This is a genomic window from Amycolatopsis sp. NPDC003865 (assembly GCF_053605345.1).
Window position 1 is genome coordinate 141,131 of record NZ_JBSGJA010000006.1, and the last position, 15,678, is coordinate 156,808.

The window sequence follows — 15,678 nt, forward strand, 5'->3', positions numbered from 1 at the left end:
CATGTTGCGTGCCCCGTTGCTCGCCGCCGCCCGCTCCCGGAAGATCCGGGCGCTCGTCGAAGCCGTGCCCGCCACGCGGTCCGTGGTGCGCCGGTTCGTGGCCGGGTCCGAGACCGCCGACGCCGTCCGCGTGGCCCGGGAACTGGCCGCCGACGGCCGGCGGATCACCCTCGACCACCTGGGCGAGGACACCACCGACGCCGCGCAGGCCGCGTCGACTGTGGCCGCCTACGAAGCCGTGTTGTCGGCGCTGGCCGCCGAAGGCCTCGCCGAGGGGGCGGACGTCTCGGTGAAGCTGTCGGCCGTCGGGCAGTTCCTGCCGTCGAACGGCGAGGACGTCGCGCTCGAGAACGCGCGGAAGATCTGCGCGGCGGCCGAGGCGGTCGGGGCCACCGTGACGCTCGACATGGAGGACCACACCACCACGGACTCGACGCTCGGCATCCTGCGCGAGCTGCGCGGCGAGTACCCGTGGGTGGGCGCGGTGCTGCAGGCCTACCTGCGGCGCACCGAGCAGGACTGCCGGGAGCTGTCGGGCCCGGGGTCGCGCGTGCGGCTGTGCAAGGGCGCCTACGCCGAGCCCGAGTCCGTCGCGTTCCAGGAGAAGTCCGAGGTGGACAAGTCCTACGTCCGCTGCCTGCGCGTCCTGATGGCCGGTGCCGGGTACCCGATGGTGGCCTCGCACGACCCGCGGATGATCGAGATCGCCGCCGCGCTGGCCGAGGAGAACGGCCGGACCGACGACGACCACGAGTTCCAGATGCTCTACGGCATCCGCCCGGAAGAGCAGAAGCGGATCGCGGCGTCGGGCTCGCGCATGCGCGTCTACGTGCCCTACGGCGACGAGTGGTACGGCTACTTCATGCGCCGGCTGGCCGAGCGGCCGGCCAACCTGGCGTTCTTCCTGCGCGGGCTCGCGACGAAGTCCTGAACCTGACGGAGGCCGCCCCCGTGGGGGCGGCCTCCGTCAGGTGGTGGTGGTCAGGCCTGTTCGGCCTCGGCTTCGGCGGCCTTGCGCTTGACCTCGGCCATGTCGACCTCGCGAGCCTGCTTGATGAGCTCTTCGAGGGCGGGCTCGGGCAGCGCGCCGGGCTGGGCGTAGATCAGCGTCTTGTCGCGGATGATGGCCAGCGTCGGGATGGAGCGGACGTCGAAGGCGGCGGCGAGCTGCTGCTGCGCTTCGGTGTCGACGCTCGCGAACACGATGTCGTCGTGCTTTTCGGACGCCTTCTCGTAGACCGGCGCGAATTGGCGGCACGGTCCGCACCAGCTCGCCCAGAAGTCGATCAGGACGAACTCGTGGTCGTTAACCGTCTGGTCGAAGTTCTCGGCGGTCAGCTCAACGGTGCTCATGCCCTGGTCAACGAAGCGGGCGCGGCGGGAATTCCCGGGTCCGGGGTAGCGTCTGCACCCGAGCACCCGTGAAGAGGAGGACACATGGCCGACGGCGAAATCCTGGGCCGGATCGACGAGCTGATCGCCGAAGAGCACGAACTGCGGTCGCGCTCGGTCGGCGTGGGGCTGAGCGGCGGCGACAAGGACCGCCTCACCGCGGTCGAGCAGCAGCTCGACCAGTGCTGGGACCTGCTCCGCCAGCGGCGCGCGAAGTCGGAGTTCCACGAGAACCCGGACGACGCGCAGGCCCGCCCGGTCTCCGAGGTGGAGTCCTACCGCCAGTGACGCTCGTGAGTGGGAAACAGGGCCGGAACGCTGTTTCCCACTCACGAGACTGGCGCCGGGGGAGAGGGGACCGGTCCTTCTCAGGCGGGGCAGAGGGTGCCGTCGGCCGGGACCTTGCCGTCCACCAGGAACGCCCGGGCCGCCTCCGTGACGCACGGCGACGTGCCCACGGCGCCGTGGCCCGCGCCCTGCCACGTGATCGTCACGGCCGTCGGCATCTGGTCCGCCGCCCGGGTGCTGCCCACCTGCGGGGTCACCGGGTCGGCCGCGGTGGCCGCCACCAGGATCGGCGGGGCGCCCGTCGCGCCCGCCGGGGGCAGCGGCTCGGTGCGGACCGGCCACGGCCCGCACCACGCCAGCTGCTGTGCGACGACCGTGCCGAACTGCGGGTACTTCCCCCGCATCCCGGCCACGACCTGGTCGAGCTGGTCGGCCGAGAGCCGCGTCTGGCTGTCGTTGCAGCGGGTCGCGATCGTCGCGTCGAGCCGGGACGGCTGCGCGCGCGTGTCGTGCAGCGCCGGCGACGCGAAGACCGCCAGCGGGGCGATGTTCCCGCCTCGCGCCGCCGCGATCGCGTCGGCCAGCTCCGGCCAGCGCGAGCGCTGCGAAAGCCCCGAGTAGACCGCGTACATCGCCACCCCCGGCCCGAACGCGACGCCGTCCTCGGTCAGCGGCGCGATGTTCTGCCGCAGCTGGCCGGTGAGCGCCGTCAGAGCCGCCTTCGGGTCGCCGAGGGCGCACTTGCGCGCCGCGCAGTCCGCGGCGAACGCGTCCAGCGTCGTCTGGGCGCCGGCGGCGACCGCGTCGAGCACCGCCGCGGTGTCCGGGCCCGGGTCGGGGACGCCGTCGAGCACCATCCGGCCGACCTGACCGGGGAACCGCACCGCGTACTCCGACAGCAGCTTCGAGCCGTCGCCGCGGCCGAGCGCGTTGAGCCGGTCCGAGCCCAGCGCCTTGCGCAGCTCCTCCAGGTCGCCCGCGCCGCGCCAGCTGTCCAGCGCGGTCTGGGAGTCGTCCAGCTCGATCGCGCACTGCTGCCCGGCCTTGCGCGCCGCGTCCAGGACGTCCTGCAGGTCGCCCTGGCCCGGGTCGGCGTCGATCAGGTCGTGCCGGATGTCCGGCGGCACGCACTGGACCGGGGCCGAGAGGCCGGTGCCGCGCCGGTCCAGGCCGATGAGCGAGAACTTCGCCAGGAACGCCGGTGGCAGCGTCGCGGCCAGCCGCGCGGCGTACACCGTGCCCGGGTCGCCGTCGACGTCGTTGACCACGACCAGCGGGATCGGCCCGGTGCCGGCCTTCAGCGCCAGCAGCCGCACCACCGACCGCCGGGCCTCGCCGGGCGCGTCGAGCGGGGTGGTGACCCTGGCGCAGGTGAAGTGCAGGCTGTCCGGCACCGGCGGGGTGCCGATCCGCTGCCGGGTGTCGTCGTCGCAGTCGGCCCACCGCAGCGACGGCGACTGCGGTTCGGTCAGCGGCGGCAGCGGCACCGACGGCGTGCCGGTGGGGGACGCGGCCGTCGTCTTCCCGTCGTTTTCGACCAGCGCCGGGCGGACCGACGGCCCCGCGGCGCAGCCCGCGGCGGAGGCCAGGGCGAGCAGCGCGACCAGGAGACGGGTACGGCGGCGGCGCACGGGCGGGGTCCTCACGTCGATCAAGGGCACGGTAGGAGCCGAGCTTCGCACGCCCGGTGTGGGACGCGGGTTAGCGGGTCCGCACCACCTGGCCGCGGAACACCGCGTCGAGGTCGTAGCGGGCGGGCTCCTCGAGCTGGCTGTAGTCGCACGACGCGGGTTCGCGGTCGGGCCGCCACCGCTTGAACCGGGCGTTGTGCCGGAAGCGCGACGGCATCCCGCCTTCGGTGTTCTCGTAGGCGACTTCGACGACGCGCTCGGGCCGCAGCGGCACCCATTCGTGTTCGGTGGCGCGCCAGCGTGTGACCCCGCCGGGGATCCGCTGGGCCTCGCCGGTCGCCCGGCCGCCCCACGGGTGGTCCTCGCCGTCGGTGATCAGCGGCGCCAGCTCCTCGGCGAGCTCGCGGCGGCGGTCCTTCGGGAACGACCCGACCGTGCCGACGTGGTGCAGCACGCCCTTGTCGTCGTGCAGGCCCAGCAGGAACGAGCCGACGAGTTCGCCGGGGCCGCCGTCGACGTGCCAGCGCAGCCCGGCGAGGACGCAGTCCGCGGTGCGCAGGTGCTTGTACTTGACCATCACGCGCTTGCCGGGGGTGTACGGCTCGTCCAGGGGCTTGCCGATGACGCCGTCGAGGCCCGCGCCCTCGAAGAGCTCGAACCAGTGCCGCGCGGTGTCCGGGTCGGTGGTCGCCGGGGTCAGCGGGAAGCGGTCGCCGGCCAGCTCGACGAGCCGTTCGCGGCGCGTCGACGTCGGCTCGTCGAGCAGGGATTCGTCGTCGAGCGCGAGGACGTCGAAGGCGACGAACTCGGCGGGCTGCTCGGCCGCGAGGAGCGTGATGCGGCTTTCGGCGGGGTGGATGCGTTCGGTGAGGGCGTCGAAGTCCAGCCGCCCGCCGCGGGCGACGACGAGCTCGCCGTCCAGCACCACCCGCGGCGGCAGCGTCTCCAGCAGCCGCGCGACCGCTTCCGGGAAGTACCGGTTCAACGGCTTTTCCGCGCGGGACTGCAGGTACAGCTCGTCGCCGTCCTTGAAGACGATGCAGCGGAAGCCGTCCCACTTGGGCTCGAACAGCAGGCCCCCGGAGTCCGGGATGGCCTTCGCGGGCTTGGCGAGCATCGGCTTCAGCGGCGGCTGCAGCGGTAGGGGCATGCGGGCATTCTGCGGAAAGACGCCGTTCAGCGCACGCGTTTCGCCGCGCTCGTGTCGAGCTCCAGGCGGACGGCCGTGGGCAGCACGTCGAGGCCGAGTGACTCGCGGGCCCTGGTCAGCACGCGGGTGTCCAGCTCGTCCCAGACGCTCTTGAGGTCGGTGCCCTCGTGCAGCCACAGCGTGACGCGCAACGCGGGAGACGTCCGGGAGCCGACGGCGCGGACCCGGGCGCGGCTCACGCCGTCGAGCTGTTCCGCGTCGGCCTGGACCGCGCCGGAGATCGCGCCGGCGGTGACGACCAGTTCGGCGCCTTCGGTGCGGTCGAGGTCCAGGTCGGGCCGCGGCTCCGGGCGCAGCGACCGCAGGGTGCCGCGCAGGCCGAGCACGACCAGCAGGAGCCCGAGCACGATGGCGGCGATCCGGGCCGGTGTGGCGTGGCCGCCGAGCCAGTCGAGCGCCAGCGGGTCGAGCAGCGGACGGCGCCCGCGGAACTCACCGAGCACGCCGAAGCCGACCACCAGGGCCAGTGCCCCGCCGAGCAGCGCCAGCAGCCCGATCAGGAACACCCCCGTGCGTTCGCCCGCGTACGACCGGGAAAGCGCCTTCGCGGCGACGGATTTGCTCATCGGCGGTCCTTGGGTGAGTCGACGACGACCGACACCTTCGGTCGCCGCGCGAGCGGGACGTCGTCGAGGAGGGCCGACACCGTTTCGAGCAGCCGCGGCCGGAGCTCGCCCTCGGCTTCGAGCGTGCTCTTCGCCCGGACGCGGACGCGGCGGGCGCTCGCGGTGACCGTCGCGCCGGCGACGTTGTCCTGCGCGCGCACGGTGAGCCCCACCAGCCGGGCCAGCGACCGCGGCGACGTCGAGACGCTCACCTCGTCGGCCGGGTCGGTGAGCCGGACCGCGCGGTTGCCGGCGGTCAGCGCGCACAGCAGCAGGACGAGTCCCGCCGCGGCGAGCACGCCGGCGCCGACGCGCACCGCGTAGGCGTCCCAGCCCAGCGAAGCGAGTTCGGCCCGCCACCGCGGCCACGGCACCAGCAGCGGGGCCGAAGCGGGGCGCCACCAGTGCCAGGCGACTTCCAGGGCGAGCAGCGCCCCGGCGGCGGCGAAGGCCAGCCCGAGCAGCGTCGAGAGGAGGCGGACGACCACGCGCACGGCTACCGCACCCTCGGCGTCACCGCGGGCCGCAGCGCGGACACCGTCACGGCCAGCGTGCGGACGTGGTAGCCGGTGAGCAGCTCGACCTCTTCGGTCACCTTCTCGCGGACCGCGCCGACGACGGTCCGCACCGGCACCGGGTACTGCAGGGCCAGGTCCAGCGCGAGGTCGACGTCGTTGTCGAGGCCGCCGACCTTCGCCTTGGCGCCCTTCTTGCCGTCGCTCGTGGTGCCCGGCACCTGGTCGGCGGCGTGCTGGGCGACCTTGCGCACCACGGCGTGCCCGACGGTGAGCGTGCCGCGCTCGGCCGGTTCGGCGAGCTCGCGCGGCACGTCCAGCACGCGGCTCACTTGTCGCGGCCCTTGCCGAAGAGCTCGCCGAGGTCGAGCTCGCCGTCGAGGACCCGGCCGGCGACCAGGCCGATGATCCCGACGGCCAGGGTCACCAGGAACGCGGTGAACCCCTGGGACGCGGCGAGGCCGAGGATCAGCCCGGCCAGTAGCCCGGTCTGCGTTGCGTTCACATGTCCTCCTTGGACGGTCCTTCGTGCGGAAAGGGGGTCACCGCACCCGGGGTGGCCGGCGGCGGAAGCGGGCGAGCAGCGCGGCGATCCCGCGCCGGCGGGCGGTGAAGCGCACCGGCGCGTCGTAGCGGGAGTCCACTTCGGACTCCCCGGCGCGGAACCGGGCCAGCCCTTCGGCGAACACCACCGGATCGCCGCCGACGTCGGGGTGGTGGGTGCGCACGAACTCCCGGAAGGCCGCGCGGCCGTCTCGGTCGCGCCCGGTCATTCCACCCGCGTCGATTCGGGTTCTTCCTCGCCGGGCAGGTGGATGTCGTTGACCGCGATGTTCACCTCGATCACCTCGAGGCCGGTGATCTGCTCGACCGCGGTGATCACGTTGCGCCGCACCGCGCGGGCGACGTCGACGATGCGCGCGCCGTACTCGACGATCACGTCGAGGTCGATCGCCGTCTGCTTCTCGCCGACCTCCACCGCCACGCCGGTGGTGCTCACCGTGCCGGAGCCGGGGATGCGTTCGCGCAGCGCGCCGATCGCGCGCGACACCCCGCCGCCGCCCAGGGCGTGCACCCCGGCGACTTCGCGGGTGGCCAGGCCGGCGACCTTCTGCACGACCAGTGACGAGATCGTGGTGCGGCCGGCGGCGCCCTCCTCGTTGAGCGGGGTCACCGTGCCGGGGCTTTCGGTCCGTTCCGGGTGCATGCGTGCGGGCTCCTCTCGCGGCGGTCTCTCGCCCGTACGATGCCCGCGGGCGCGCAAACCTCACGCAGACTCACCCGATCGGGGGAACGTCAGTCCTGGTGGACGTCCACGACGTGCACGTTCACCGCCGCCTCGGTCCCGAGCTGGCGCGCCAGCTCCGCGGTGACCTCCCGCCGCAGCGCTTCGGCGGCCTCGTCGGCGGCGACGCCGAACCGGACCGACACGAGCACCTGCACGGCGTCGTCCTCGACCGCGACGGCCGACACCCGCACCCCGGCCGGCGCCCGTTCGGCCGCAATCGCCGTGGCCAGCCGGGTGACGACGGCCTCCGCCACCCGGAGATCGCCGTCGTCGCCGGGCACCTCGACGGCCGTGCGGCGCCCGCGCGCGACGGCCCGCAGCACGCGTTCGACCAGCCCGGGCGGGGTCGGCACCCGGCGCCGGGCCGCCGCGCGCACGGCGTCCCAGCGGGGGTCCCGCTCGGGGTCGGACTGCTCGGCCATCACCGCTCCCTCAACTCGGCGAGCAGCGCCACCCTGGCCCGGTGCAGCCGGGAACGCAAGGCGCCGACGTTCACGTCGAGCACTTCGGCGACCTCGTCGTAGCTCAGCCCCTCCAGTTCGCGCAGCACCAGCGGCACCCGCTGGGAGACCTCCAGCCTGCCGATCGCCCGCAGCACCGCGTCGACCTCCTCGGCCCGCACGACCCGGCCCTCGGGGCCGGGAACCGCGGCGGCGAGCAGCGCCGTGTCCACAGTGGACCGGTCGGCGGGCTCGTCGAGGGAGACCGTGGGACGGCGGCGGCGCAGCAGCGCGAGCGCGCTGTTGGTGACCACGCGGTAGAGCCACGTCGAGACCGCGGACTCGTTCCGGAAACCGGGGAAGGCACGCCACGCGGCGAGCCACGAGTCCTGCACGACGTCCTCGGCTTCGGCCGCGCTGCCGGTGATCCGCAGCGCGACGCGGTACATCCGGGGCGTGTGCCGCCGCACGAGCACGCCGAACGCGGCGTCGTCGCCGGCCGCGGCCTTGGCGACCAGGTCGGCGTCGTCGGTCACCCGGCGTCCCGGCGGTAGCGCAGCAGCGTGAAGCCGTCCTCGACCAGGACGGACGCCAGCGCGAGCCGGCGCGGGACGGCGACCGGCCCCGCGGCGATCCTCGAGGCGGGCCCGGCCACGAGCATTGGTGCGACCGTGAGGCACAGCTGGTCGACCAGATCGGCTTCGACCAGCTGCGCGAACAGCCGCGGCCCGCCCTCGCACGCGACGCGGCGCAACCCGCGCGCGGCGAGCAGGTCCAGGGCGCGCCGGACGTCGACTTCGGTGTCCCCGGCGCGCAGGATCTCCGCCCCGGCCGCTTCGAGCGGTCCGGTTTCGGCGGTCTCCGTGGTCACCACGATCGGGGGCACGACGGTCTCGGTGAACAGCCGCGAGGTGGGGTCGAGGTCCGCGGTGCGCGTCACGACGGCGATCGGCGGGACGGTCTCGAAACCGAGCCGTCGACGGCGGTCGAGACGCTTCGGGCCCGCGACGACCCCGCGGTAGTCCTCGGCGCGGGCGGTGCCGGCGCCGACCAGGATCACGTCGGCGAGATCGCGCCCGAGCAGGAAGACCTTGCGGTCGGCGGCGTGCGACAGGCCCGCGGAGGTGGTGTCGACCTCGACGGCGCCGTCGGCGGACGCGACGAAGTTGACCTGCACCCAGGGGCGGTCGAGATCCGCCGGGTAGGCGTAGATTGCTTCGAGGTCGATCCCGGTCAGTTCGCCCGTCGAAGAGGGCCACACGCTCCGCACGCCGACAATCCCAGCACGGGCGTGAAGTGCGTCTCGACCGGGGGACATCGCCACCCGGTGGGGTCAGCGGCGCCGTTAGGCTCTGCGACCATGCCCGCGCACCTCACCGACCGCCGTCCCGAGCTGTCCTCCGACGAGCTGATCGGTGCGCTGGTGCCGCCGCCGCGCTTCGACGCCGTCCGGTTCGACACCTACCTCCCGAACCCGGACGAGCCGAGCCAGGCCGCCGCGGTGGAGGCGTGCTCGGCGTTCGCCGCGAAGGTCGGGCCGCGCAAGGAGAAGAAGCGCTTCAAGCTCTTCGGCGGGTCCGCGGAGCCGGCCGGCCCGATGGGGCTCTACCTCGACGGCGGGTTCGGCGTCGGCAAGACCCACCTGCTCGCCTCGACGTGGCACGCGGCGCCCTCGCCCAAGGCGTACGGGACGTTCGTCGAGCTGACCCACCTGGTCGGCGCGCTGGGCTTCGCCGAGGCCGTGCGGCGCCTGTCGGAGCACCGGATCCTGGCCATCGACGAGTTCGAGCTCGACGACCCGGGCGACACCACGCTGGTCACGCGGCTGCTGCAGGAGCTGATGGACGCGGGCGTGTACGTCGCGGCGACGTCGAACACCTTGCCCGAGAAGCTCGGCGAGGGCCGGTTCGCCGCCGAGGACTTCCTGCGCGAGATCCAGACGCTCTCGGCCCGGTTCGGCGTCGTGCGCGTGGACGGCCCGGACTACCGCCACCGCGGGCTGCCGGACGCGCCGCCGCCGGTTTCGCCGGAGGTGCTCGAGGAGTCCGCCGCGGCGCACGAGGGGTCCACTGTGGACGACTTCGACGCGCTGGTCGAGCACCTGGCTTCGCTGCACCCCTCCCGCTACGGGCGGTTGCTCGACGGCGTCACCCGGGTGCACCTGCGGGGCATCCACCCGGCACCGGACCAGAACGTGGCGCTGCGGCTGGTCGCGTTCGCCGACCGGCTCTACGACCGGGCCGTCCCGGTGGTCGTCTCCGGCGAGCCGCTGCCGTCACTGTTCACCGAGGAGATGGTGAACGGCGGCTACCGCAAGAAGTACCTGCGCGCGGTCAGCCGGCTGACGGCGCTCGCGCGGGACGCGGCACCGGCCACGTGAGCAGCACGACGGCGACGGCGAACAGCGTCCCGCCGGCGACGTCGGTCAGGTAGTGATAGCCGAGGCCGACCAGCCCGGCCGTGGCGGCGAGCAGCGCCAGCGCGCTCAGCACCACCACGAACACTTTGCGCGTGACGAGCACGAGCACGGTCAGCACCGCGACCAGGCTCACGGTGTGGCCGCTCGGGTAGACGAGGGTGGCGTTCTTCCACCGGTCGTACAGCGGCTTGAGCAGGACGGCGGTCAGCAGGATCGCCAGCAGCGGCGCGGCGAGCGCGAGCCCGGCCTCGAGCTTCCGGCCCGCGCGCAGGCACAGGGCCACGGCCGCGAGGCCCAGCGCGAACACGACGTACGGCTCGGTCGGGAAGACCAGCGCGCGCAGCACGCCGGGGCTCAGGTGCGCCGTCCACCCGGCGAACACCGCGTCGGCCGCGCCCGGGGTCGTGCCGCCCGCGAACGGCAGGCCCAGCAGCAGCGCGAGCAGCCCGCAGACCGCGGCCGGCACCCACATCGTCCTCACCCGCGCGAGGGTAGCCGCGGCGGCGTGGGACGGCTGTCTGCCACGATGCGGGGAGAGGAGGAGTGGATGCACATCACGGTGGCGGGGGCCGGGATCATCGGCTTGAGCTGCGCTCACCGGCTGGCCGGTGCGGGGCACGACGTGACGGTCGTCGCGGCGGGCGGCCCGGGGGAGTCGACGTCGGCGGTGGCGGGCGGGGTGCTGTACCCGCCGGTGCGCCGTCCGGACAAGCGGATCGCGCGCTGGACGGCGGAGACCCTCTCCGTGCTGCGGGAACAGCAGGCGCCGGGGGTGCGGTTCCGCCGCGGCCGGGTCCTGCTGGCGTCGGGGGAGCCGGAGCCGCAGTGGCTGCGGGCGATGGTCGACCCGGTCCGCGACGGCGACCGGCTGGTGTTCACGACGGCACTGGTCGACACGCCGGTCTACCTGGAGTGGCTGCTGGCCCAGGTGGTCTCGCTCGGCGTGCGGGTCGAACACCGGTCGCTGGCTTCGCTTTCGGGCCTGGGCCCGGTGGTCAACGCGGCGGGCCTCGGCGCGGGCCCGCTCGCGGGCGACGGCTCGATGGTCCCGATCGGCGGGCAGGTCGTCCACCTGGCCGACCCGGGGTTGACGGAGTTCGTGGTCGACGAGACCGGGCCGGGCGTCACCTACGCCATCCCGCACGGTTCGCACGTGGTGTGCGGCGGAACGGAGGAGCCGGGCCGCGGCGACACGGTCCCGAACCCGGGCGTGACGGCGGACATCGTGCGGCGGTGCCGCGAGCTGGTGCCCGCGCTGGCGGGGGCGGAGGTGCTGCGGTCCGCGGTGGGACTGCGGCCGTTCCGGCCGGTGGTCCGGCTGGAACGGGACGGCGACGTCGTCCACTGCTACGGCCACGGCGGCTCGGGGATCACCTTGGCCTGGGGCTGCGCGGCCGACGTCGCCGAGTTGTTCAGCGCGAGCTGAAAGCGGCGTGGTCGGCCTCCGTGAGGTCGGCGTACCGGACGGCGTACGCGCCCATCGCTTCGTCCAGTTCGGAGTCGTCGGCGAAGTAGCCCGCCAGCAGTTTCGGGTGCAGCGACCGCGTGTGCGCGCGGGCCAGCAGGGCGCCGGCCAGCCTGCCGTAGTCGTCGAGGTGGTCCTTCTCCAGCTCCGCCGGGTCGATGTCGCCCTTGAGGTTCCGGAACTGGCGGACGATGTACGGGACGCCGTCGATCGTCGTCCAGCCCAGCAGGATGTCGGTCTCGGCCTGCACCAGCCGGGCGCCGTCGACGATCCGGCGTCCTTCGTGGCGGGCGCCGGGGAGGCCGAGGTACGGCGCCAGCGCGGGCTTCGCCGCCTGTTTCACCTGCAGCACCAGGTCTTCGTCGTCGTTGCCGTGCAGCAGGGCGACGTAGCTGCGCAAGCCCACGCTGCCGGTGCCGACCACGCGGAAGGCGACGTCGGCGATCCGGTACCGCTCGATCAGCGTCCGCCGCGACTCGCGCAGGGTGTCCACATAGGACACCAAGCCGGCCGCGACGGCTTCGGCGGTCTTGGCGTCGACGTGCGTGAGGACCGGCGGGTCTTCGACGAACCGGTGGCGCGCCAGGCCGGTCTCGTGGTCGTCGACGCGTTCGGTCCACTTCGCGGCGACCTTCGCGCTGTCGTTCTTGCGGGCCTTCTCGGCGGCGTCGGCGAAGTCGTCGATCAGCTCGCCGGCGCGGGCCTTGGACAGCACCGACGAGTCCGGCAGGGCGTTCCAGCTGCGCAGGAACGGCAGGTCGGCCAGCGCGCGGATGGTGCGGCGGTAGGACTTCACGGCGTCTTCGGCGGCCTCGCGGCAGCCGGGCTCGCCGATGCCGCCCTCGCGCCCGGCGAGCACGAGGCTGGCGGCGAGCCGCTTGAGGTCCCACTCCCACGGGCCGGGGACGGTCTCGTCGAAGTCGTTGATGTCCATCACGATCTTGCCTTCGGGCGTGCCGTAGAGCCCGAAGTTGGCCGCGTGGGCGTCGCCGCAGAGCTGGGCGGTCAGCCCGGAGTCGGGCGTGCCGGCGAGATCGGCGCCCATCAGCCCGGCGGCGCCGCGGAAGAAGGTGAACGGGGACGCCAGCATGCGTTCCCGGCGGAGTTCGACCAGCTCCGGCAGGCGTCCGGCGTTGCTCGCCTCGAAGTACTGCTGCGCGCTCGGCCGGCCGGCACCCGCGGCCTCGTGGTCGTGCGTGGCGGCGGGTGTCTTCTCCCGCAGCCGCTTCCCCCGCTCGTACAGCTCGCTCGGTGTGACGCTGTTCGTGCCCACCAGCGGGCGCTCCCCGAATCCCATACCGGCACAACGTCCGAAGGGGACGTTCTGCTCCCGGGTTGTGCTCCGGATGCCGCCGGGGCGGGAGGCTCACCCGGCGGCATCCGGCCGTTTCAGGGGCGGATGACCTCGGCGATCGCGTCGATGCCGCGGTCCAGCTCCTCGCGCGTGATCACCAGCGGCGGCGCGACGCGCAGCGTGCGCTCGTGCGTCTCCTTGCACAGCACGCCGCGCGCGGCCAGCGCCTCCGACGCCTCGCGGCCCGAAGGCCCGCCCGGGGCGATGTCGATGCCCGCCCACAGGCCGCGGCCGCGGACCTCGGAGAGCCCGGTGCCGATCAGCGAGGTCAGCCTGCCGTGCAGGTGCGCGCCCAGCTCCGTCGAGCGCCGCTGGAACTCGCCCGTGGCCAGCAGCTTGACCACCGCGCGGCCGATCGCGCAGGCCAGCGGGTTGCCGCCGAACGTCGAGCCGTGCTCGCCGGGCTTCAGCACGCCCAGGACGTCGCGGCGGCCGACCACCGCGGACACCGGCATGATGCCGCCGCCGAGGGCCTTGCCGAGGGTGTAGACGTCGGCGCGGACGCCTTCGTGGTCCAGCGCGAGCACCGTGCCGGTGCGGGCCAGGCCGGACTGGATCTCGTCGGCGATCAGCAGCACGCCGTGCTCGTCGCACGCCGCGCGGACGTCGGCGAAGTAGCCCTCCGGCGGGACGATGACGCCGGCCTCGCCCTGCACCGGCTCCAGCAGCACCGCGGCGGTGCGCGGGGTGATCGCGTCGCGCAGCGCGGCCGCGTCGCCGTACTTGACCGTGACGAAGCCCGGGGTGAACGGGCCGAAGTCGGCGCGGGCGGTCTCGTCGGTGGAGAACGACACGATCGTGGTCGTCCGGCCGTGGAAGTTGGACCCGGCGACGATGATCTCGGCGGTGCCGTCCGGCACGCCCTTGACCCGGTGCGCCCACTTGCGGGCGATCTTGACCGCGGACTCGACGGCCTCGGCGCCGGAGTTCATCGGCAGCACCAGCTCGGTGCCGGTCAGCTCGGCCAGCTCCTGGCAGAACAGGCCCAGCTGGTCGTGGTGGAACGCCCGCGACGTCAGCGTGACGCGGCCGAGCTGGTCCACGGCGGCGGCGATCAGGTCCGGGTGGCGGTGGCCGAAGTTCAGGGCCGAGTAGCCGGACAGGAAGTCCAGGTAGGAACGGCCTTCGACGTCGGTCACCGAAGCGCCGGAGGCTTCGGCGATCACGACGGGCAGGGGGTGGTAGTTGTGCGTGCTCCACCGCTCGTCGAGCTCGATGAAGCTCGCGGCGGTGGGGGCGGCGGTCTCCCGGCCGGCGAACGTCGTCATGCGTTCAGGTTAAAGGCAGAAGACGCAGAGTTCAGCCGGGAATCGTTGCTTTCACCCGTTGTTCGTTGCGCAATCCGCCCGCAACACCCCCGAAACAGTGCGCGGCGATTGACGCGGGCATTGGTAAGCCGTAACTTACCGTTCGTGGCGACTTACGGAAGCGACCAGCTGGCCGCCCTCGCCGACCCGTCGCGCCGCGCGATCTTCGAGGCGCTGCGCGACGGGCCGCGCGCGGTCGGCGAGCTGGCCGCGGACCTCCCGATCAGCCGCCCGGCCGTCTCCCAGCACCTGAAGGTGCTCAAGGCGGCCGGCCTGGTCAGCGACCGGGCCGTCGGCACCAAGCGGCTCTACCGGCTGGAACCGGCCGGGATCGCCGCCCTGCGCGCCTACCTCGACGGGATGTGGTCGGACGCGCTGAAGGCCTTCGCCGAACTGGCGGAATCCACCGAAGAGGAGCAGTCATGACGACCCTGGACCCGATCCGCAAGACGATCACCGTCGCCTGCTCGCGCGAGCACGCGTTCAAGACCTACACCGAGGCCTTCGACAGCTGGTGGCCGCGGCAGCACCACATCGGGGCGGCCGAGCTCGCCGAAGCCGTCCTGGAGCCGAAGCCGGGCGGCCGCTGGTACGAGAAGACCGTGGACGGCGCCGAGTGCCAGTGGGGCGAGGTGCTCGTCTGGGAACCGCCCGCCCGGGTGGTCCTGTCGTGGCGGATCGACGGCGACTGGAAGATCAACGCCGACCCGGCGTACGCCAGCGAGATCGAGGTCAGATTCGTCGAGGAAGGACCGCGTTCGACCCGCGTCGAGCTGGAGCACCGGGGCTTCGAACGGCACGGCGAGACGGGTCCGAAGGTCCGCGAAGGCGTCTCCGGTGAGGGCGGCCACGGCGCGCTGCTGAAGTTGTTCGCCGAGAAAGCCGCCGCCTGAGCGGGTAGCTTCGCGGGATGGCGAAGAAGGACGCAGGAAGCCGGGTCCGGGACGCGCTGCGCGCCGGCGCGCAGCTGCCGGACCCGGGTTCGGCCCCGGTCGGCCCCGGCAAGAAGCCCAAGGCGCTGGCCAAGCTCGAGGGCGCCGGCGAGCGGCTGTCGGCGCTGCAGGAGTCGCTCTACGCCGAGGGCGTCGGCGGCGGTGGCCGCAGCGTCCTGCTCGTGCTGCAGGGCATGGACACCTCCGGCAAGGGCGGCACGGTCTCGCACGTGCTCGGCCTGGTCAACCCGATGGGCGTGCGGTACGCGGCGTTCAAGAAGCCGACCGCCGCCGAACGGCGCCACCACTACCTGTGGCGGATCCGCAAGCAGCTGCCCGTGCCCGGGCAGATCGGCGTCTTCGACCGGTCGCACTACGAGGACATCCTGGTCCCGCGCGTGAGCAAGCTGCTGACCCCGGCCGAGCGGCGCCGCCGCTACAGCGAGATCAACGCCTTCGAGGAGGAGCTGGCCGAGGCGGGCACCACCGTCGTCAAGGTGTTCCTGCACATCTCGCCGGAGGAGCAGCTCAAGCGGCTCAAGGCCCGGCTCGTCACCCCCGAGAAGCGCTGGAAGTTCAACCCGGCCGACCTCGACGCCCGCGCGCACTGGGCCGCCTACCAGGAGGCCTACGCCGACATCTTCAAGAAGACCTCGACCGCGCACGCGCCCTGGTACGCGGTGCCCGCCGACCACAAGTGGTACCGCAACTGGGCCGTCGCCGAGCTGCTGATCGAGACCCTCGCGGACCTGGAGCCGCGGTTCCCGGAACCGGACTACGACGTCGACGCGGAGCTGGCGAAGCTGAAGGGCGTTGGCGTATCCGCGTGACC

General features: G+C 73.5%; 22 protein-coding genes. 7 read left to right on the top strand and 15 right to left on the bottom strand.

The genetic code is table 11. The features are described from left to right. Position 1: 1 nt before the first annotated feature. Positions 2 to 931 (top strand): proline dehydrogenase family protein, encoded by a 930-nt coding sequence (locus ACWEVP_RS16670; RefSeq protein WP_452063418.1) that lies wholly within the window; start codon positions 2 to 4, stop codon positions 929 to 931. Positions 932 to 981: 50 nt separating this feature from the next. Here ACWEVP_RS16670 and trxA read toward each other — a convergent pair whose 3' ends face one another. Further along, positions 982 to 1,353 carry a thioredoxin gene (trxA, locus tag ACWEVP_RS16675; RefSeq protein ID WP_364446342.1) on the bottom strand — a complete coding sequence of 124 codons (372 nt, stop codon included), beginning with the start codon at positions 1,351 to 1,353 and terminating at the stop codon, positions 982 to 984. Positions 1,354 to 1,437: 84 nt separating this feature from the next. Between trxA and ACWEVP_RS16680 the strand changes: the two genes are divergently transcribed. Then, complete coding sequence (locus ACWEVP_RS16680) at positions 1,438 to 1,680, top strand: DUF2630 family protein (RefSeq protein ID WP_372668071.1); 243 nt, start codon at positions 1,438 to 1,440, stop codon at positions 1,678 to 1,680. Positions 1,681 to 1,760: 80 nt separating this feature from the next. On the opposite strand, the gene ACWEVP_RS16685 is transcribed toward ACWEVP_RS16680, so the two are convergent. From ACWEVP_RS16685 to ACWEVP_RS16735, 11 genes are all read right to left on the bottom strand, one after another. Next, complete coding sequence (locus ACWEVP_RS16685; RefSeq protein WP_452063642.1) at positions 1,761 to 3,311, bottom strand: alpha/beta hydrolase; 1,551 nt, start codon at positions 3,309 to 3,311, stop codon at positions 1,761 to 1,763. 70 nt (positions 3,312 to 3,381) lie between these two features. Beyond that, positions 3,382 to 4,461, bottom strand: coding sequence for an ATP-dependent DNA ligase (locus ACWEVP_RS16690; RefSeq protein WP_452063419.1), 1,080 nt, complete (start codon positions 4,459 to 4,461; stop codon positions 3,382 to 3,384). Between the two features lie 26 nt (positions 4,462 to 4,487). Next, the gene (locus tag ACWEVP_RS16695; RefSeq protein ID WP_452063420.1) at positions 4,488 to 5,087 is read right to left on the bottom strand and encodes an alkaline shock response membrane anchor protein AmaP; all 600 of its coding nucleotides are present in this window, start codon (positions 5,085 to 5,087) and stop codon (positions 4,488 to 4,490) included. After that, positions 5,084 to 5,620: a DUF6286 domain-containing protein gene (locus ACWEVP_RS16700; protein ID WP_452063421.1), complete on the bottom strand. Its 537-nt coding sequence runs from the start codon at positions 5,618 to 5,620 to the stop codon at positions 5,084 to 5,086. Before ACWEVP_RS16700 ends, ACWEVP_RS16695 begins: the two co-directional genes overlap by 4 nt. Positions 5,621 to 5,622: 2 nt before the next feature. Next, complete coding sequence (locus ACWEVP_RS16705; protein ID WP_452063422.1) at positions 5,623 to 5,973, bottom strand: Asp23/Gls24 family envelope stress response protein; 351 nt, start codon at positions 5,971 to 5,973, stop codon at positions 5,623 to 5,625. Further along, positions 5,970 to 6,146, bottom strand: a complete 177-nt coding sequence (locus tag ACWEVP_RS16710; RefSeq protein WP_086674141.1) for a hypothetical protein — start codon at positions 6,144 to 6,146, stop codon at positions 5,970 to 5,972. The genes ACWEVP_RS16705 and ACWEVP_RS16710 overlap by 4 nt, the downstream gene beginning before the upstream one ends. Before the next feature lie 37 nt (positions 6,147 to 6,183). After that, positions 6,184 to 6,414: a hypothetical protein gene (locus ACWEVP_RS16715; protein WP_452063423.1), complete on the bottom strand. Its 231-nt coding sequence runs from the start codon at positions 6,412 to 6,414 to the stop codon at positions 6,184 to 6,186. Beyond that, positions 6,411 to 6,848, bottom strand: coding sequence for an Asp23/Gls24 family envelope stress response protein (locus ACWEVP_RS16720; protein WP_452063424.1), 438 nt, complete (start codon positions 6,846 to 6,848; stop codon positions 6,411 to 6,413). The genes ACWEVP_RS16715 and ACWEVP_RS16720 overlap by 4 nt, the downstream gene beginning before the upstream one ends. 89 nt (positions 6,849 to 6,937) lie before the next feature. Further along, positions 6,938 to 7,351: an Asp23/Gls24 family envelope stress response protein gene (locus tag ACWEVP_RS16725; RefSeq protein WP_452063425.1), complete on the bottom strand. Its 414-nt coding sequence runs from the start codon at positions 7,349 to 7,351 to the stop codon at positions 6,938 to 6,940. Then, complete coding sequence (locus ACWEVP_RS16730; protein ID WP_452063426.1) at positions 7,351 to 7,905, bottom strand: RNA polymerase sigma factor; 555 nt, start codon at positions 7,903 to 7,905, stop codon at positions 7,351 to 7,353. Before ACWEVP_RS16730 ends, ACWEVP_RS16725 begins: the two co-directional genes overlap by 1 nt. After that, positions 7,902 to 8,639 (bottom strand): pyrimidine reductase family protein, encoded by a 738-nt coding sequence (locus ACWEVP_RS16735; RefSeq protein WP_452063427.1) that lies wholly within the window; start codon positions 8,637 to 8,639, stop codon positions 7,902 to 7,904. Before ACWEVP_RS16735 ends, ACWEVP_RS16730 begins: the two co-directional genes overlap by 4 nt. Positions 8,640 to 8,729: 90 nt before the next feature. Between ACWEVP_RS16735 and zapE the strand changes: the two genes are divergently transcribed. Continuing rightward, on the top strand, positions 8,730 to 9,749 hold the full coding sequence (gene zapE / locus ACWEVP_RS16740; RefSeq protein WP_452063428.1) for a cell division protein ZapE: 1,020 nt from the start codon (positions 8,730 to 8,732) through the stop codon (positions 9,747 to 9,749). Here the strand turns inward: zapE and ACWEVP_RS16745 are convergent. Beyond that, on the bottom strand, positions 9,703 to 10,260 hold the full coding sequence (locus ACWEVP_RS16745; RefSeq protein ID WP_452063643.1) for a phosphatase PAP2 family protein: 558 nt from the start codon (positions 10,258 to 10,260) through the stop codon (positions 9,703 to 9,705). The genes zapE and ACWEVP_RS16745 overlap by 47 nt on opposite strands. 75 nt (positions 10,261 to 10,335) lie before the next feature. On the opposite strand from ACWEVP_RS16745, the gene ACWEVP_RS16750 reads away from it, so the two are divergent. Next, positions 10,336 to 11,214, top strand: coding sequence for an FAD-dependent oxidoreductase (locus ACWEVP_RS16750; protein ID WP_452063429.1), 879 nt, complete (start codon positions 10,336 to 10,338; stop codon positions 11,212 to 11,214). Here ACWEVP_RS16750 and ACWEVP_RS16755 read toward each other — a convergent pair. Together ACWEVP_RS16755 and rocD are read right to left on the bottom strand one after the other, a co-directional pair. After that, positions 11,201 to 12,550 carry a DUF2252 domain-containing protein gene (locus tag ACWEVP_RS16755; RefSeq protein WP_452063430.1) on the bottom strand — a complete coding sequence of 450 codons (1,350 nt, stop codon included), beginning with the start codon at positions 12,548 to 12,550 and terminating at the stop codon, positions 11,201 to 11,203. The two genes, ACWEVP_RS16750 and ACWEVP_RS16755, sit on opposite strands and share 14 nt — an antisense overlap. 92 nt (positions 12,551 to 12,642) lie before the next feature. After that, positions 12,643 to 13,875: an ornithine--oxo-acid transaminase gene (rocD, locus tag ACWEVP_RS16760; protein ID WP_452063431.1), complete on the bottom strand. Its 1,233-nt coding sequence runs from the start codon at positions 13,873 to 13,875 to the stop codon at positions 12,643 to 12,645. Between the two features lie 144 nt (positions 13,876 to 14,019). Between rocD and ACWEVP_RS16765 the strand changes: the two genes are divergently transcribed. The 3 genes from ACWEVP_RS16765 to ACWEVP_RS16775 are packed head-to-tail and all read left to right on the top strand — an operon-like array spanning position 14,020 to position 15,676. After that, on the top strand, positions 14,020 to 14,340 hold the full coding sequence (locus ACWEVP_RS16765) for an ArsR/SmtB family transcription factor (RefSeq protein WP_452063432.1): 321 nt from the start codon (positions 14,020 to 14,022) through the stop codon (positions 14,338 to 14,340). Next, a complete protein-coding gene (locus tag ACWEVP_RS16770; protein WP_452063433.1) occupies positions 14,337 to 14,807 on the top strand; it encodes an SRPBCC family protein in 471 nt (156 codons plus the stop codon). The genes ACWEVP_RS16765 and ACWEVP_RS16770 overlap by 4 nt, the downstream gene beginning before the upstream one ends. Before the next feature lie 17 nt (positions 14,808 to 14,824). Beyond that, entirely contained in the window at positions 14,825 to 15,676 is an 852-nt protein-coding gene (locus tag ACWEVP_RS16775) for a PPK2 family polyphosphate kinase (RefSeq protein ID WP_452063434.1), read from the top strand. Positions 15,677 to 15,678: the final 2 nt, after the last annotated feature.

Coding starts and splice junctions, on each gene's coding strand:
- ACWEVP_RS16680 (WP_372668071.1), top strand. CDS start 1,438: ATGGCCGACGGCGAAATCCTGGGCCGGATCGACGAGCTGATCGCCGAA.
- zapE (WP_452063428.1), top strand. CDS start 8,730: ATGCCCGCGCACCTCACCGACCGCCGTCCCGAGCTGTCCTCCGACGAG.
- ACWEVP_RS16745 (WP_452063643.1), bottom strand. CDS start 10,260: ATGTGGGTGCCGGCCGCGGTCTGCGGGCTGCTCGCGCTGCTGCTGGGC.
- ACWEVP_RS16750 (WP_452063429.1), top strand. CDS start 10,336: ATGCACATCACGGTGGCGGGGGCCGGGATCATCGGCTTGAGCTGCGCT.
- rocD (WP_452063431.1), bottom strand. CDS start 13,875: ATGACGACGTTCGCCGGCCGGGAGACCGCCGCCCCCACCGCCGCGAGC.
- ACWEVP_RS16725 (WP_452063425.1), bottom strand. CDS start 7,351: ATGGCCGAGCAGTCCGACCCCGAGCGGGACCCCCGCTGGGACGCCGTG.
- ACWEVP_RS16775 (WP_452063434.1), top strand. CDS start 14,825: ATGGCGAAGAAGGACGCAGGAAGCCGGGTCCGGGACGCGCTGCGCGCC.
- ACWEVP_RS16720 (WP_452063424.1), bottom strand. CDS start 6,848: ATGCACCCGGAACGGACCGAAAGCCCCGGCACGGTGACCCCGCTCAAC.
- ACWEVP_RS16770 (WP_452063433.1), top strand. CDS start 14,337: ATGACGACCCTGGACCCGATCCGCAAGACGATCACCGTCGCCTGCTCG.
- ACWEVP_RS16690 (WP_452063419.1), bottom strand. CDS start 4,461: ATGCCCCTACCGCTGCAGCCGCCGCTGAAGCCGATGCTCGCCAAGCCC.
- ACWEVP_RS16715 (WP_452063423.1), bottom strand. CDS start 6,414: ATGACCGGGCGCGACCGAGACGGCCGCGCGGCCTTCCGGGAGTTCGTG.
- ACWEVP_RS16755 (WP_452063430.1), bottom strand. CDS start 12,550: ATGGGATTCGGGGAGCGCCCGCTGGTGGGCACGAACAGCGTCACACCG.
- trxA (WP_364446342.1), bottom strand. CDS start 1,353: ATGAGCACCGTTGAGCTGACCGCCGAGAACTTCGACCAGACGGTTAAC.
- ACWEVP_RS16670 (WP_452063418.1), top strand. CDS start 2: ATGTTGCGTGCCCCGTTGCTCGCCGCCGCCCGCTCCCGGAAGATCCGG.
- ACWEVP_RS16695 (WP_452063420.1), bottom strand. CDS start 5,087: ATGAGCAAATCCGTCGCCGCGAAGGCGCTTTCCCGGTCGTACGCGGGC.